Source organism: Mycobacterium zoologicum (assembly GCF_020181635.2).
GTDB classification, from domain to species: domain Bacteria; phylum Actinomycetota; class Actinomycetes; order Mycobacteriales; family Mycobacteriaceae; genus Mycobacterium; species Mycobacterium zoologicum.
In genome coordinates, this window is the sequence record NZ_JAYJJS010000002.1 from 1 (window position 1) to 16,177 (window position 16,177).

Annotated in this window: 13 protein-coding genes; 6 read left to right on the plus strand and 7 right to left on the minus strand. The window is 69.2% G+C overall.

All coding sequences use genetic code 11. The annotated features are described in order from the left end of the window. Positions 1 to 19: 19 nt before the first annotated feature. Together K6T84_RS01575 and K6T84_RS01580 are read right to left on the minus strand one after the other, a co-directional pair. Positions 20 to 877 carry a serine hydrolase domain-containing protein gene (locus tag K6T84_RS01575; RefSeq protein ID WP_225401810.1) on the minus strand — a complete coding sequence of 286 codons (858 nt, stop codon included), beginning with the start codon at positions 875 to 877 and terminating at the stop codon, positions 20 to 22. Positions 878 to 887: 10 nt separating this feature from the next. Then, positions 888 to 1,910 carry an AraC family transcriptional regulator gene (locus tag K6T84_RS01580; RefSeq protein WP_224865339.1) on the minus strand — a complete coding sequence of 341 codons (1,023 nt, stop codon included), beginning with the start codon at positions 1,908 to 1,910 and terminating at the stop codon, positions 888 to 890. 97 nt (positions 1,911 to 2,007) lie between these two features. Here K6T84_RS01580 and K6T84_RS01585 point away from each other — a divergent pair, with 97 nt between their 5' ends. From K6T84_RS01585 to K6T84_RS01595, 3 genes are read left to right on the plus strand one after another with little or no spacing between them, the layout of a single operon-like run. Next, positions 2,008 to 3,810, plus strand: a complete 1,803-nt coding sequence (locus K6T84_RS01585; RefSeq protein WP_225401809.1) for an N-acyl-D-amino-acid deacylase family protein — start codon at positions 2,008 to 2,010, stop codon at positions 3,808 to 3,810. 10 nt (positions 3,811 to 3,820) lie between these two features. Next, a complete protein-coding gene (locus tag K6T84_RS01590; protein ID WP_225399392.1) occupies positions 3,821 to 4,906 on the plus strand; it encodes an S-(hydroxymethyl)mycothiol dehydrogenase in 1,086 nt (361 codons plus the stop codon). After that, complete coding sequence (locus K6T84_RS01595) at positions 4,903 to 5,526, plus strand: MBL fold metallo-hydrolase (protein WP_224865336.1); 624 nt, start codon at positions 4,903 to 4,905, stop codon at positions 5,524 to 5,526. Before K6T84_RS01590 ends, K6T84_RS01595 begins: the two co-directional genes overlap by 4 nt. A 12-nt stretch (positions 5,527 to 5,538) precedes the next feature. Here the strand turns inward: K6T84_RS01595 and K6T84_RS01600 are convergent, their stop codons facing one another. Continuing rightward, positions 5,539 to 6,219, minus strand: a complete 681-nt coding sequence (locus K6T84_RS01600) for an SHOCT domain-containing protein (RefSeq protein WP_224865335.1) — start codon at positions 6,217 to 6,219, stop codon at positions 5,539 to 5,541. Positions 6,220 to 6,251: 32 nt separating this feature from the next. Further along, entirely contained in the window at positions 6,252 to 7,802 is a 1,551-nt protein-coding gene (locus K6T84_RS01605) for an Hsp70 family protein (protein WP_225401808.1), read from the minus strand. Positions 7,803 to 7,955: 153 nt separating this feature from the next. On the opposite strand from K6T84_RS01605, the gene K6T84_RS01610 reads away from it, so the two are divergent. From K6T84_RS01610 to K6T84_RS01620, 3 genes are all read left to right on the plus strand, one after another. After that, positions 7,956 to 9,206, plus strand: a complete 1,251-nt coding sequence (locus tag K6T84_RS01610) for an MFS transporter (RefSeq protein WP_456341106.1) — start codon at positions 7,956 to 7,958, stop codon at positions 9,204 to 9,206. Between the two features lie 74 nt (positions 9,207 to 9,280). Next, a complete protein-coding gene (locus K6T84_RS01615) occupies positions 9,281 to 9,973 on the plus strand; it encodes a cutinase family protein (protein WP_408066042.1) in 693 nt (230 codons plus the stop codon). A gap of 114 nt (positions 9,974 to 10,087) precedes the next feature. Further along, complete coding sequence (locus tag K6T84_RS01620; protein ID WP_224865331.1) at positions 10,088 to 10,750, plus strand: cutinase family protein; 663 nt, start codon at positions 10,088 to 10,090, stop codon at positions 10,748 to 10,750. Here the strand turns inward: K6T84_RS01620 and K6T84_RS01625 are convergent. The 3 genes from K6T84_RS01625 to K6T84_RS01635 are packed head-to-tail and all read right to left on the minus strand — an operon-like array spanning position 10,747 to position 16,108. Then, positions 10,747 to 12,315: an acetolactate synthase large subunit gene (locus tag K6T84_RS01625; RefSeq protein ID WP_224865330.1), complete on the minus strand. Its 1,569-nt coding sequence runs from the start codon at positions 12,313 to 12,315 to the stop codon at positions 10,747 to 10,749. The genes K6T84_RS01620 and K6T84_RS01625 overlap by 4 nt on opposite strands. Before the next feature lie 27 nt (positions 12,316 to 12,342). Further along, entirely contained in the window at positions 12,343 to 13,725 is a 1,383-nt protein-coding gene (locus K6T84_RS01630) for an FAD-binding oxidoreductase (RefSeq protein ID WP_225399759.1), read from the minus strand. 7 nt (positions 13,726 to 13,732) lie between these two features. Beyond that, on the minus strand, positions 13,733 to 16,108 hold the full coding sequence (locus tag K6T84_RS01635; protein ID WP_225399389.1) for a Tex family protein: 2,376 nt from the start codon (positions 16,106 to 16,108) through the stop codon (positions 13,733 to 13,735). Positions 16,109 to 16,177: the final 69 nt, after the last annotated feature.

Consider the following 16,177-nt stretch of genomic DNA (forward strand, 5'->3'; position numbering starts at 1 on the left):
TTCTTACGTGATGCATGGATCAGATTTCGCGGGCATCTTGACTTGATGCATCACGGTCCCGGCCGTACTCCGACACCACCGAATCACCAAGCGCCGGCCAGTGCGGCGTCACCCAGTCCCCGAAATCACGGTCGGTAAGCACCACCAGGGCCCGCTGGATCGCCGGATCGGCCCAGATCAACGTACCGGACTGACCGAAATGACCGAACGTCCGCGGCGAGTTGGCCGCACCCGTCCAGTGCGGGGATTTGCCGTCGCGGATTTCGAAGCCCAGTCCCCAGTCGTTGGGCCGCTGCGGTCCGTAACCAGGCAAGACACCGTCCAGACCGGGAAACTGCACACGAATGGCCTCGGCATGCAGCTCCCGTGACACCGTGACCGGCGTCAACAGGTCACCGGCGAAGGCGGCCAGGTCCGCGACCGTCGAAGTGCCGCCGAAGCCGGCCGCCGCGGCCCCCCCGTCCAGCCGGCTGGCCGACATGCCCAGCGGCTCGAACACCGCCTCGGTCAGATACCGCCCGAACTCGATCCCCGACGCATCCTGCACCGCCGCGGCCAGCACCGCGAAGCCGTGGTTGGAGTAGACCCGGCGGACCCCGGGCTTGGCCAGCACCTTCTCGGAGTCTGCAGACAACCCGGAGGCATGCGCCAGCAGATGCCGCACCGTGGCACCGGGCGGCCCCGCCGGAGTGTCGAGTTCGACGGCGCCCTCCTCGACCGCGACCTGCACGGCCCGGGCGACCAGTGGTTTGGTCACCGACGCCAGATAAAACGGCCGCGCGGTATCACCGTGAAACGCCAGCACCCCCTGCGGGCCGACCACCGCGGCGGCCGCGTGACCTACCGGCCAATCATCAATGGCATCAAGTGCGGACATCGCCGCCAGCCTAACCGTGGCCCTGTAATCGGACCGTCTTGCGATAAGTGCTGGCGCTGCACCCGAACCAGCGCCGGCAGGACCGGCTGAGCACACTCTGCTCGGCGTACCCGAGCTCACGGGTCAGATGCGCCAGGCTCAGGTCGGTGTCGCGCAGATAGCGATCCGCGGCATCACGGCGGACACTGTCGACCAGGGCGGCGAACGTGGTCTGCTCGGCGGCCAGCCGCCGGTGCAACGCCTTGGGATGCAGGCCCAGCTCCCCCGCGATCAACTCCAGGCTCACCGTGCCGGTCGGCAGCAGCTGACGCGCCAGGGCGCGCACCGAGGCGGCCAGGCCGGGCGACCCGGCGGTGACGCCGCGCAGGTACTGCACCATCGCCTGATGGGCGTGGTCTTCGTGGTTCGGTGACCGGTGCAGTGGCCGGTCCAGGTCAGCGGTGCGGAAGGTGAAGCCCGCGACCGGTTGGGCGAAATAGGGCCGGCAGCCGAAGTAGGCCAGGTACTCGCGCACCGGTGTCAGCGCCTCGTGCGGAAAGTGCACCGACAGCGGCGCGTACGGAGCGTCGAACATCATTCGCATGACCCCCAGCGACACCCCGAGTGACAGCTCGGTGGTCTGCGGGTGCGCCGGGGCCCGGTCCACCAGGACCTCGAACGCGTAGAACGATTCGGAGGCCTTGGCCCCCGGGGTGACCCGCGCCGAGATCGCCGGGCTGTAGGCGGACATGAACCGCTCCACGATCGAGAAGGCGCCACCGACGGTGCCGGCGGTACGCGCGGCGATCCCCAGTGGCCCGAAGTTGCCGATGTCCTGGCGCAGCGCCAGCCGCCGCCCGAAATCCAGTGTCGCGGTCGTCGCCGCCGCCGCCTCGACGGCCAGGATCACCGCGCGGTACGGCACGAACACGTCGTGGTTTCCGGCTGCCCCGGCCGGGACGCCGGCTGAGGTCAGCAACTGCTCTGGATCACCGCCCAGCTCCGTGACCAGGCGTGTGTAACCCGACAACGCCGTGCCGCGCACCACCGACATGTCCGCAAATATCAAAGAAATGTCCGCAGATGTCAAGACTTGACCTCCCCCGGCGGGCCATGCTGGGAGCAGCATCCCGTTTGAAAGGAACTCCCCCGTGAGCTTTGACACCGTGATCCGCGACGGCCGCTGGTTCGACGGCACCGGCGCCCCGTCGGCGATCCGCAACATCGGCATCCGCGACGGACATGTCGCCGCCATCACCGCCGAACCCCTCGACGAGACGGGGTGCCCGCAGGTGATCGACGCCGCCGGCAAGTGGGTGCTGCCCGGGCTGATCGACATCCACACCCATTACGACGTCGAGATACTCGTCGCGCCCGCCCTGTCGGAGTCGGTGCGCCACGGCGTGACCACGGTGCTGGTCGGCTCGTGCTCGCTGTCCACCATCCACGTCGACGGCCAGGACGCCGGCGACATCTTCGGGCGAGTGGAGGCCATCCCGCGCAAGTACGTGGTGGACACCATCGACGAGTTGAAGGACTGGTCGAGCTGCGCGGGCTACATCACCAGCCTGGAGAAGCTGCCGCTGGGCCCGAATGTGACTGCATTCATCGGACATTCGGACATGCGCGCGGCAACGATGGGCCTGGACCGCGCCACCCGCGCCGACGTCTCCCCCACCACTGCCGAGCAGGACCGGATGGAAGCCATGCTCGACGAGGCACTGGAACAGGGCTTCGTCGGAATGTCTTCCCAGCAACTGCTCTTCGACAAGCTCGATGGTGAGGTCTGTCGATCACGTACCCTGCCTTCGACCTATGCCAAGGCGAAGGAACTGCGTCGCCTCAAGTCCAAGCTGCGCCGCAGCGGGCGGATTCTGCAGGCCGGGCCGGACGTGAAGAACCCGCTCGACATCGTGTCCCAACTGGCTCAGGCGCTGGGGATCTTCCGTCGGCCACTCAAGACCAGCCTGCTGGCCGCCGCCGACGTCAAGGCCAACCCGGTGGCCGTTCCGCTGATGATCAAGGCGGCGCGCGCACTGAACAAGCTGGGCGCCGACTTCCGTTGGCAGCATCTGCCGGTGCCGTTCGAGGTCTACGCCGACGGTATCGACCTGGTGATCTTCGAGGAGTTCGGCTCAGGCGCCGAAGCACTGCACCTGCGGGAGTACGTCGAACGCGACGAGTTGATGCGCGACGAGGACTACCGGCGACGCTTCCGCAAGGACTACGCGAACAAGTACGGACCGCGGGTCTGGCACCGCGACTTCTTCGACGCCGAGATCGTCGACTGCCCCGATGCGTCGGTGATCGGCAAGTCCTTCGGACAGGTCGGGGTGGACCGCGGCGGGGTGCATCCGGTCGACGCCTTCCTGGATCTGGTGCTTGAGCATGGCACCGCCCTGCGGTGGCACACCACGATCTCCAACCACCGGCCCGAGATGCTCCGCAAGATCGCCCAGGAGCCTGGCATTCAGATGGGCTTCTCGGACGCCGGCGCGCACCTGCGCAACATGGCGTTCTACAACATGGGGCTGCGGTTGTTGCGCCACGTCGTCGAGGCGGAGCGGGCCGGCACCCCGTTCCTCTCCGTCGAGCAGGCGGTGCACCGGCTCACCGGAGAACTGGCGGACTGGTACCGGATCGACGCCGGCCACCTGCGGGTGGGCAACCGCGCGGATATCCTGGTCCTCGACCCCGACCACCTCGACGCGACCTTGGACGCCTACGCCGAGGAGTCCTTCGAGCCCTACGGCGGACTGTCACGGATGGTGAACCGCAACGACGACGCCGTCACCGCGGTGTTCATCTCGGGGCGCAACGTGATCCGCGACGGCCGACCCACCGAGGTGCTCGGCACACAGCGCACCGGAAGCTTCCTGCGTGTCGACACCCGCACTCCCGCGGTCGACGCCCAAGCCAAGGTCCCGGTGCCGGGCGCACAGACGGGAACATAAGGTTGGGCGCATGAGTCAGACAGTGCGCGGCGTGATCGCCAGAGAAAAGGGCAAACCGGTCGAGGTGACCGACATCGTCATCCCCGACCCCGGCCCCAACGATGTCGTCGTGGCCGTCACCGCCTGCGGGGTGTGCCACACCGACCTGACCTACCGCGACGGCGGGATCAACGACAGCTTCCCGTTCCTGCTGGGCCACGAGGCCTCCGGCACCGTGGAGTCGGTGGGGCCGGCGGTCACCGCGGTGGCGCCCGGCGACTTCGTGGTGCTGAACTGGCGTGCGGTGTGCGGAAAGTGCCGGGCCTGCAAGCGCGGCCGCCCGCACCTGTGCTTCGACACCTTCAACGCCTCGGTCCCGATGACCCTGACCGACGGCACCGAGCTCACCCCGGCGCTGGGCATCGGGGCATTCGCCGACAAGACTCTGGTGCATGAGGGCCAGTGCACCAAGGTCGACCCGCAAGCCGACCCCGCGGTGGCCGGACTGCTGGGCTGCGGGGTGATGGCCGGTCTCGGTGCGGCGATCAACACCGGCGGCGTCACCCGCGACGACACCGTCGCGGTGATCGGCTGCGGTGGCGTGGGCGACGCCGCGATCGCCGGAGCGGCCCTGGTGGGCGCCCGGCGCATCATCGCCGTCGACACCGACGACACCAAGCTGGCCTGGGCCCGCGACTTCGGTGCGACCGACACCGTCAACGCCCGCACCCAGGATGCGGTCGAGGCGATCCAGGAGCTCACCGACGGCTTCGGCGCCGATGTGGTGATCGACGCGGTCGGGCGCCCGGAGACCTGGAAACAGGCGTTCTACGCCCGCGACCTGGCCGGAACCGTTGTGCTGGTAGGCGTTCCGACCCCGGATATGCGCCTGGACATGCCGATGATCGACTTCTTCTCCCGTGGCGGGTCCTTGAAGTCGTCCTGGTATGGCGACTGCCTGCCCGAACGTGACTTCCCCACCCTGATCAGCCTGTATCAGCAGGGGCGGCTGCCGCTGGAGAAGTTCGTCACCGAACGTATCGGCCTGACCGACATCGAGGACGCGTTCCACAAGATGCACGGCGGCGAGGTGCTGCGCTCAGTGGTGATGCTGTGAGCGCCATCCAGCGGGTCGTCACCCACGGCACCTTCGAACTCGACGGCGGCAGTTGGGAAGTCGACAACAACATCTGGATCGTCGGCGACGACTCGCAGGTGATCGTCTTCGACGCCGCCCACGACGCGGCCCCGATCATCGAAGCCGTCGGTGGACGCGACGTGATCGCGGTGGTGTGCACGCACGGCCACAACGACCACATCACCGTGGCACCGGAGCTGGGCCGCCGGCTCGACGCGCCGGTGCTGCTGCATCCGGCCGATGAGATGCTGTGGCGAATGACGCACCCGGACAACGAATTCCGTTCGGTCGCCGATGACCAGCGGTTGACCGCCGGCGGCATCGAGTTGCACGCGCTGCACACGCCGGGGCACTCGCCGGGCTCGGTCTGCTGGTACGCCCCGGATCTGGGCGCAGTATTCAGTGGCGACACGCTGTTCTGCGGAGGCCCGGGAGCCACCGGACGCTCGTTCTCGGACTTCCCGACCATCCTGGAATCGATCTCCGGGCGGCTCGGCGCGCTGCCGGCCGACACGACCGTCTACACCGGGCACGGCGACAACACCCGGATCGGCGACGAACTGGTCAACTACGACGAGTGGGTAAAGCGCGGCCACTGAAGCCGGGAGTCCTCAGGGGCCGTCGAGTATTCGCCGCTTCTCGGCCTCGAACTCGCGCCGCGTCAACGCACCGGAATCACGTAGCGCGGTAATCGTTTTGAGCTGCTCGAGGCGCACGCCCGTGGCGTCGGGGCTGAACATCGTCTCCGGGTCGTGGTCCGGCACGTCTGCCACCGAAATCCGGGGCCTGCCGCTGCCGCGCAGCAGCCACAGCGCCGCAATCAGGTCCAGGGCGCCGAGCCCGAACATGCCCGCGAACACCCAGACCAGCGATCCGTACCGGCCGCCGTGACCGAAGGCCAGCCGCGGCGCGATGAAGCCGCCGACCTGGCCCTCGGTGGTGATCCGGTACTCCCCGTCTGCCACAACGTGCATGCGCCACAACCGCCGGTGCGCGTCATTGTTCACCGTCGTGGTGCCCCCGACGCTCTCCTCGACGGCCGGCTGCGCCACCCCATCCGGCGGCTGCACCCTCAGACTCAACGGCGGCACCGGTAGCCCGCCGCCGCTGGGGCTGGAAATGACCTGGGTGTGCAGATTGATCGTCACCTCACCCGCGGGCAGGTGGATACTGCTCGTGCCCGGGATCGGCACCTCGCCGTAGGCGTTGTACTTGTCGAACAGAAACGCGTTGAGCGCCAACGCAATCGCGAAGCCAAGGCCCCCGACGACCATCAGCACCACCGCGATCATGACCAAGATGCGTCGGGCGACCCACCGCGCGCTCACCCCGGTGGGGCCGACTCGGTGCTCTCCGGCGCAGGATGCGTCGGGATCTCCGGGTTGGCCGGCCCCTCGGGCAACTCGGGTGGTTCGGTGAGCGCCGGCGGCGGCAACTCGAACGACGGCGCGAACGCCGGAGGCAACTCCGGCGGCGTGTACACCGACGTGGTGGTCGTCGATGTCGGTGTGAACACACCGGAATCCTGGTCACCTTCGGCAGCGTGACGCAGCACCAGCACGGCCGCGGTGGCCAGCAGGATCGCGATCACCGTCGCCAAGATCACCACCGGAACCGTTTGCCGGCACCACGGCAACCCGGACCCGGCCCGACCGTCGTCGACTTGGGGGACTTCGGCCGGCCGCGGCGGCGCCGGCCTGGGCGGCGGTGGCGGCGGAGTCATCAAAGGTTGCGGAGTGACCGTCGAGGCGCTGTCCATCGGCGGTACAGAATGCTCGGGCGGCGGCGTGGTCTCCGAAAAGGGCTCCGGCTCAACCGGCGGCGCCGTCTTCGGGGTCGCCACCACATTGCCGGCGACGCTGAGCGCGGCGCCGATGGCCGCCGTCAGTTGCGGCCGCGGAGAAGTGATGACAGCGGTCCCGAAGCGTTGCGACAGTCCGGTCGTGACAGCGGGCATATTGGCTCCGCCGCCCACCGCCACGATCGCCGACAGACCTTCCGAGGCAATCTCGTTGTCGTCCAAGACCTCCTGCAACACCGTGAAGAATCCTGTGAGCGGCTGGCGCAGCGCCTCATCGAGTTCGGCCCGGGTCAGCCAGACTCCGCCGTGGAAACCGGCCAGCTCGGCTACCGTCTCGGAAGACAGCTGCTCCTTGGCATCTCGGCATTGGCCCCGCAACCTGGTCAACGAACCGACCGTCGGGGGGCCGTCGCTGTTGCCGCCGAGATCGGCCACCACATGATCGAGCAGTGCCTGGTCAATCACGTCGCCGCAGAATGTGGTGTTGCGCAGTGTGGCGCCCATCGGTTCGAATCCACGCCGCGCGTCGACCAGGGTGATGTTGGTTCCGCTGCCGCCGAAGTCGCAGACCGCGATGACGCCGTGGTCTGGCAGACCCGGATTGGCCTGCAGCGCAGTCAGAACCGCAACGGTGTCCGACATCAGCGCTACCGGCTGCTGCGCCCACTCCGACACCCGCCCCAAGGCGGTGCGCAATGCGGCCACGGCCTCCTTGGTCCAGTGCGCCGGGTGGGTGATCGCCACCGCGGGCGGCATCGGGCGTCCCTCGGTGGCGGCGTAAGCCAGCGCGTGCATTCCGTCGCCTAGCAGTTGTTCGGCCCGGTGGGTGGAGCCGTCACCGGCCACCACGGGCCGTCCGCCGCCGACTCGGTCGACGAAGTCGGTGACCACCAGTCCTCGGTCGTCGAGAAGTGGGTTGCCGGTGGACTTCTCCGAGGGCATGCCGATCTGTGAGGGCCGGTCGCGGAACAGCGTCAGGACCGGCCGCCGGGTGATCGCGCGGTCGGCGGTGACCGCGGCAAGCGTGGTCGCCCCGACGGACATGCCCATCGCGGGGCCGGTGTCTTGCGCCATGCTGTCCCATCCACGCTGCCTACCGGCAATGAAGAAAAACGCCGGCTGTCGGGATTTTATCGACGTGCGTCTGATTTACCCGGCATTGAAGGGCCCGTGGTGTGCCGGAGAAGTCACAATGGTCCATTCAGCACGCGTTTAGCATCGGTAACCATGCGAACGGTGCACCCCGTTGCATCCCGCCCGGCACTGAGCGCCTGGCGGTTCGTGACCGTGTTCGGCGTCGTGAGCCTGCTGGCCGACTTCGTCTATGAAGGCGCCCGATCGATCACCGGCCCGCTGCTGGCGTCACTGGGGGCGACGGGTCTGGTGGTGGGCACCGTGACCGGGATCGGTGAGGCCGCTGCACTCGGGCTGCGGCTGGTGTCAGGTCCCCTGGCCGACCGCACTCGACGGTTCTGGACGTGGACCATCGCCGGCTACGCCCTGACCGTGATCACAGTGCCACTGCTGGGCGTGGTCGGCACACTGTGGGCCGCCGCGGCCCTGGTGGTCGCCGAGCGAGTCGGCAAGGCGGTCCGAAGTCCTGCCAAGGACACCTTGTTGTCGCATGCTGCCAGCGCCACCGGCCGCGGCCGGGGTTTCGCAGTGCACGAGGCACTCGACCAGATCGGCGCCGTGATCGGGCCGTTGACGGTCGCGGGAGTGCTGGCCGTCACCGGCGGGGACTACACCCCTGCGCTGGGCGTTCTGGCGTTGCCCGGCGCGGCGACGCTGGCACTGCTGGTGTGGCTGCGGGTGCGGGTTCCCGATCCCGCGAGCTACGAACCGGACACCCGGCCGGCACACCGGGCAGGTGCGGGCGGTGGCCGGTTGCCGGCGGTCTTCTGGCACTACTGCTGCTTCGTCGCACTGACCATGACCGGCTTCGCGACCTTCGGGCTGATCTCGTATCACCTGGTCGTCGGCGGTCTGCTGCCGGCGGCGATGGTGCCGTTGCTGTATGCGGCCGCGATGGGGGCCGACGCACTGGCGGCCCTGGCCTCGGGCTGGTGTTACGACCGGTACGGCGGTCGGGTCCTGCTCTCGCTGCCGATCCTGTCGGCGGCGGTCGCCGCGTGTGCGTTCGCCGGAAGCCTGGGCACCGTGGCGGCAGGAGTGCTGCTGTGGGGCGCGGCGGTCGGAGTTCAGGAATCGACGCTGCGAGCCGCGGTGGCCGACATGGTCGGACCCGGGCGCCGAGCCAGCGCTTACGGGGTGTTCGCTGCGGGTCTGGGCGCGGCGGCCGCCGCGGGCGGTGTGCTCACCGGGTGGCTCTACGACGTTTCCGCCGGTGTTCTGGTCGCCACGGTGGCCGGCATCCAACTGCTCGCGCTCACTCTGGCAATCGTTCTCAAAGTTTGCTCAGCAGGTGATGCGAACGTGATGGCGCGCCCGGGCAGGCAGGAGACCCGGTCCCCGTGACCACACCCCGAAGATGTCGAGCTCAGCCAAGCCTCAGCTCATCGAAACGACACACACAGCGCAATACCGCAGCTATATGCCACCATGGGCGGGTGAACACACCTCGGATTCTTCGCACCCTCGGTGTTGCTCTGGCATTGACATGGCTGCTGCAGAGCACCGTCGCCACATCCTCCCCGGCCGCTGCCGAGCCGTGTCCAGATGTTCAGGTTTTGTTTGCTAGAGGCACCGATGAGGCCCCCGGCCTCGGCGAGACCGGGCAATCATTCGTCAGCGCCCTGCGGTCCCGTCTGCCCGAGCGATCCGTGGACGTCTACCCGATCAACTACCCGGCCAGCAATGACTGGCCGACCGGCGTGCAGGGCATCCGCGACGCCGCCGACCACATCCAGACCACCGCGTCGGCCTGCCCCAAGACCAAGATGGTGCTCAGCGGCTTCTCCCAGGGCGCCGCGGTGATGGGTTTCACCACCGCGGCCGTCATCCCCGACGGCGTGGACGGCACCGATGTACCACCGCCGATGCCGCCCGAGGTGGCCGATCACGTCGCCGCCGTGGTGCTCTTCGGGACCCCGAACGAGCGGGCGATGAACTTCCTCGGCCAACCGGCCGTCGTCATCGGGCCCGGCTACACGGGCAAGACGATTCAGCTGTGTGCGACCGAGGACCCGGTCTGCTCGGAAGGCATGAACTTCTCCGCGCACACGCCCGAGGCGTACGACGGGATCACCGACGAGGGTGCCGCCTACGCGGCAAACAGGGTGTAAGCACCTTATTCGCCGTTTGGAACCGAGCCGTTTCTTTGCTGTCAGCCCAGGTGGCGGCGCCCAACGCCGACCCACGGGCCAGCAGACCCACCGCGGCATGTCAGCATTGAGGGCATGACCTTGCGTGACCTCATTCGTCCTTTTGCTGCCGCGGTGATGCTGACCGGAACACTCCTGTGCACGCCGACGGGGACCCCGGTCGCGGCCGCCGAGCCCTGCCCGGACACCGAGGTGGTCTTCGCCCGCGGTTCCGGGCAGCCCGTCGGGCTCGGTGATGTCGGTGAGGCGTTCGTCGGCTCTCTCAAGGAGCAGCTGCCCGGCCGCGACGTCGCGGTCTACCCGGTCGAGTACCCGGCCAGCACCGACTACCACAACAGTGCCCTGCTCGGTGAGGCCGACGCCACCGCCCACATCCAGGCCACCGTCACGAACTGCCCCAAGACCAGGCTGGTGCTCGGCGGCTACTCCCAGGGCGCCAGCGTCATCGAGATGTCCAGCAATTCGCTGCCGGCCACGGTGGCCCAGCATGTCGCCGCGGTGGCGCTGTTCGGCCCCCCGTCGAGCCCGTATTCGACCTCGTTGTGGGGCGGCCCGCTGCCGGTTCTGGCCGCGTCGTACCACCCCAAGAGCATCGCCTTCTGCCTCGCCGGCGACATCTACTGCGAGGACAGCGGCAGTGTGGTCCCGCACCTGATGTACGTGAACGACGGGAAGGCCGTGGAGGCCGCCACGTTCGCGGCGCAGCGGCTGACCGCCGCGTCGACCGCCACCAGCTAGATCAGCGCCGGGATCCGCGCGTCGATCAGGTGCGGACCCGGTTCGGCCAGTGCGGCGCTGAACTGTTCGGCGAGTTCCTCGCAGGTGGTCGCCACCGTGGCGGGCACGCCGAAGCCTTCGGCGATCTTGGCGAAGTCCATGTTCGGCCGGGACAGGTCGAGCAGGGCTTCGGCCTTGGGGCCGTGTCCCCCTTCGCTCTCGGCGCCCACCCGGGCCAGCTCCAGGCGCAGGATCGCGTAGGCGCTGTTGTTGATCAGCACCACGGTGACGTCGGCGTTCTCCCGCGCCATCGTCCACAACGCGGAGATCGTGTAGGCGGCGCTGCCGTCGGCCTGCAGCGCGATCACCGGCCGATCGGGCGCCGCGACGGCCGCACCGAGCGCGACCGGCAGGCCCTGCCCGATCGCGCCGCCGGTCAGGGTCAGCACGTCGTGGCGCGGCGAGCCGGCGGTGGCCGCCGGAAGCATCAGTCCCGCGGTGTTGGACTCGTCGGAGATGATCGCGTTGTCGGGCAGCAGCGCCGCGATCACCTGCACCCAGTTCTGTGCGGTCAGCTCGCCGGTCGGCAGCTCCGGGACGGCGGCGGGCGCCGGCCGGGCCTGAACGTCGGGCGCCACCAGGTCGGCGAGTGCCTCCAGCGCCGCGGCCACGTCGATCTCCAGACCGGCCAGGTTGTGGACGACGCAACCCTCGGGTACGAGGTCACTGGGTTTGCCGGGATAGGCGAAGAACGACACCGGGGCTCGGGTTCCGGCGACCACCAGGTGCTGAATCCCGTTGAGCTGGAAGGTGGCCTGCTCGGCCAGGTAGCCGAGCCGAGCGATCGCCGGCACCCCGGCCCCGCGCGTGAGCCGGGCGGGGAAGGTCTCCACCAGTGCGACCACACCCGTCGCGGCGGCGATCCGGTCCACCGCCGCCAGCGCACGTAGATCACCGGCGGCGGGCCCGCCGATCAGCAGCCCAGCCGGTTCTCCGCTGCGCAGCACCTCGGCGATCTCGGCGATGGCCGCGTCGTCGGGGGCGCCCGCCGGCACCGGTTCGGTCGGCGCCGCGGCTTGTGCCCCGTCGTTCCAGGAGATGTCGGCGGGCAGGATCAGGTTGGCGACCTGCGCGGGGCTGGCCATCGAGGCGGCGACCGCCTCGGCGGCGTCGCGGCCGATGTCGGCGCCGGAGCCGGTGCGACGCACCCAGCCGTGGGTCCAGTCGGTCAGCGGCTCGATGTCGGATTCCAGTGGCGCGTCGTACTTCTTGTGATAGGTGGCGTGGTCTCCGATGACGTTGACCACCGGGACGTGCGCGCGTCGCGCGTTGTGCAGGTTGGCCAGGCCGTTGCTCAGGCCGGGTCCCAGATGCAGCAGGGTTGCCGCCGGCTTCCCCGCGATCCGGGCGTAGCCGTCGGCGGCCCCGGTCACCACACCTTCGAACAGGCACAGCACCCCGCGCATCTGTGGCACCGAATCCAGCGCGGCCACGAAGTGCATCTCCGAGGTGCCGGGGTTGGCGAAGCAGACCCGCACTCCGCTGTCGACCAGGGTGGTGATGAGCGCCTGTGCTCCGTTGGTCATCTGGTCGCCTTTCGTCCTGCCGCTGTCCTATAGAAGCACGCCGGGGTTGAGGATCCCGGCCGGGTCGAAGGCGGCTTTGATCCGGCGCATCAGGGCGATCTTGGCCGGATCCTCCAGTTCGAGGAAGTGCTGTGTCTTAGCCCGGCCCAGGCCGTGCTCACCGGAGATCGCCCCGCCCAACTCCATCGCGGCGGCGAAGATGTCGTGCAGCAGCCGGTGCCGGATGTCGTCGTCGGCGCAGAACACCGCGAGGTGGACGTTGCCGTCGCCGGCATGCCCGCAGCCGACCACCCCGGCGCCTGCGGTCTCGGCCAGCTCTTGGGCACTGGTGAAGAACCGGTGCATGACCGCCCGCGGGACCACCACGTCGATCACGTCGTGGGCACCGGCAGCCTTGGCGGTCCAGAACGCCTTCTCCCGGGCCTCGATCAGGGCGTGCGCCGAATTACCTTCCAGCACATAGACGTCAGCCGCCCCGAGCGAACCGAGCAGCTCGCCCAGCATGGCGACATCGTCGTCGAGGCGATCCCGGTCGCGGTTCTCCAGCCCGATCACCAGGTGTGCCTCGGCGGTGTCGCGCACGGCGTCGGGGATACCCAGGTTCAGGTTCTGCGAGTAGGTGATCGCGGCCAGGGTCAGCTTGTCGACGTATTCCAGGATCACCGGGTCCACGCCGCTGCGCACCACCGTCGGCACCGCGGCCATCACCGCGGGCAGGTCGCCGAACGGGGCCAGCAGGGTGGCCGAGTGCGCCAGCCGCGGGTAGAGCCGGACGGTGACCTCGGTGGCCAGCGCGCAGGTGCCCTCGGAGCCGATGATCAGCTGGGTCAGGTCGTAGCCGGTGGACAGTTTGGTGATGCGGCCGCCGGTGCGAATCAGCTCGCCGGTCGGCAACGCGGCCTGCAGCCCGACCACGTTGTGGCGCGTCACCCCGTATTTGACCGCGCGCATGCCACCGGCGTTGGTGCCGACGTTGCCGCCGACACTGGCGGACAGCTCACCGGGGAACACGGTGTATATCAGTCCCGCCTCGGCGGTCGCGGCATCGAGGTCGGCCAGGCTCACCCCGGGTTGCACCACCGCGACCTGGTTGTCGGTGTCGATCTCGCAGATCGCGCTCATCTTCTCGAACGAGATCAGCAGTCCGTCGGAACACGGCCGCGCCCCGCCGGACAGCCCGGTGCCCGACCCGCGGGCGGTCACCGGCACCTTGGCGGCGGTGGCGGCGGCCAGCAGTTGGGCGACCTGCTCGGCGGTCTGCGGGCGGGCGAGGTAACGCGGTGGTACCGGTGCGCCCACCAGCGCCTCGTCGTGGGAGTAGTCGGGGCCGATCTGCTCGCCGGTGAGCAGATCGCCGGCGCCGACGATATCGGCGAAACTCTCTGCGACGTCGGTGTTCAGCGCGCCCATCCGTTCCTCACCTTCCGAATCCGGCATCCCGCAGTGCCTGGGCCATCGATCCGCCTGCCGGGCTCGCATCCCGTCGGCCGCCGGTGTTTGCGGGACGCTGTCCCCGATTCTGCTTGCCCGGGTCGCGGCGCGCAGCGGGTTGGCCGGCTGGGCCTCGGGACGGCTTGCCCCCGGTCTTGTCCCCCGGCTTGTCCCCCGGCTTGTCGCTGAGTCGCAACGTCAGCCCGATCCGCTGGCGTTCGACATCGACGTCGAGCACCTTGACCTTCACGATCTGGCCGGAGTAGACCACCTCGTGCGGGTCGGAGACGAAGCGATCCGACATCGCCGAGACGTGCACCAGGCCGTCCTGGTGTACGCCGACATCAACAAAGGCGCCGAACGCCGCAACATTGGTGACCACGCCCTCCAAGACCATGCCCACCTTGAGGTCGGCGACCTTCTCCACACCGGTGGCGAACGTGGCCGTGGAGAACGCCGGACGCGGGTCACGTCCGGGCTTCTCCAGTTCGGCGAGGATGTCGCTGACCGTCGGGATGCCGAACCGGTCATCGGCGAAGTCGGCGGGCTGCAGTTTCCGCAACAGCCGCTCGTCGCCGATGATCTCGGCCAACGTCACCTGCGAGCGGTCCAGGATGCGCCGCACCACCGGATATGCCTCGGGATGCACCCCGGAGGAGTCCAGCGGGTCGTCGCCGTCACGGATCCGCAGGAATCCGGCGCACTGCTCGAATGCCTTGGGCCCCAAGCGCGGGACATCGAGCAACCCGGCCCGGCTGCGAAACGGCCCGGTCTGGTCACGGTGCGACACGATGGCCTCCGCCAGCGACTCCGACACCCCCGACACCTTGGCCAGCAGCGGCGCCGACGCGGTGTTGAGGTCGACCCCGACCGCGTTCACCGCGTCTTCGACGACCGCATCGAGGCTGCGCGCCAGGGTTCCCGGCGTCACATCATGCTGATACTGGCCGACGCCGATCGACTTCGGCTCGATCTTGACCAGCTCGGCCAGCGGATCCTGCAGCCGCCGGGCGATCGACACCGCGCCGCGCAGGGTGACGTCCAGGTCGGGCAGTTCGTGCGCGGCATACGCCGACGCCGAGTACACCGAGGCGCCGGCCTCGCTGACCATCGCCTTGACTGGTGCGGGGGCACCGGCGGCCTTGATGTCGGCGATCAGCTCGGCGGCCAGCGCGTCGGTCTCCCGCGACGCGGTGCCGTTGCCGACGGCGATCAGGTCCACCCCGTGCCGGGCGACCAGTGCGGCCAGCGTCGCCTTGGCCGCATCCCATTGCCGCTGAGGCTGATGCGGGAAGATCGCGCAGGTGTCGACGACCTTTCCGGTGCCGTCCACCACGGCCACCTTCACCCCGGTGCGAAAACCCGGGTCCAGGCCGAGCGTGGTCCGGTTGCCCGCCGGAGCGGCCAGCAGCAGGTCCTTGAGATTGCGGGCGAACACCGCCACGGCATCGGCCTCGGCACGCTGCCGCAGGCGCATCCGGGCCTCGACGGCCGCAGAGAACGCCAGCCGGGTGTCCCACGCCCAGCGCACGGTGTCGGCCAGCCACGGCGTCGCCGCGCTCGACCCGGTCATGTCCACACCGAGGGAGCGCGCCACCATCGCCTGGTAGGGCTCGTTGTCGCCGCCGTCGAAGCTCAGCGCCAGGGCCTCCTCCTTCTCACCGCGCAGCACGGCGAGCACCCGGTGCGACGGCATCGCCTCAAGCGGTTCGCTGAACTCGAAGTAGTCCCGGAACTTCTGCGCCGCAGCACTTTTCGCTGCCTCATCCGATCGCGGGCCGCTCCGCAGCGCGCCGGCCGACCAGAACCGCTCCCGCACCGCACCCACCAGTTCGGCGTCCTCAGCGGCGCGTTCGACCAGGATGGCGCGCGCCCCCTCCAATGCCGCTGCGGCGTCAGCGACCTCCTCGCCGATGAACTCGGCCGCGAGTTGCTGTGGGTCGATGCTCGGGTCGGCCAGCAGCCGTTCGGCCAGCGGCTCCAGCCCGGCTTCGCGGGCGATCTGCGCCTTGGTGCGGCGCTTGGGCTTGTAGGGCAAGTAGATGTCCTCGACACGGGCCTTGGTGTCGGCGGCCAGCAGGGCTGCGCGCAGCACGTCGGTGAGCTTGCCCTGCTCGGAGATCGAGGCGAGCACCGCAACCCGGCGGTCGTCGAGTTCACGCAGGTAGCGCAGGCGCTCTTCGAGAGTGCGCAGTTGGCCGTCGTCGAGACTGCCGGTGATCTCCTTGCGGTAGCGGGCGATGAACGGCACCGTCGCCCCTTCGTCGAGCAGCGCAACGGCGGCCGCGACCTGCCGTTCGGCCACCGCCAGTTCCTCGGCGAGACGGGCGTTCACGGGTTTGAGGGATACGTTCGCGGTCACGCCGACGGACCCTACCGAACCGTTCCGACAGCGCCCTGCAGCGACATCGCGGCGCGGCGTCAGGGCATG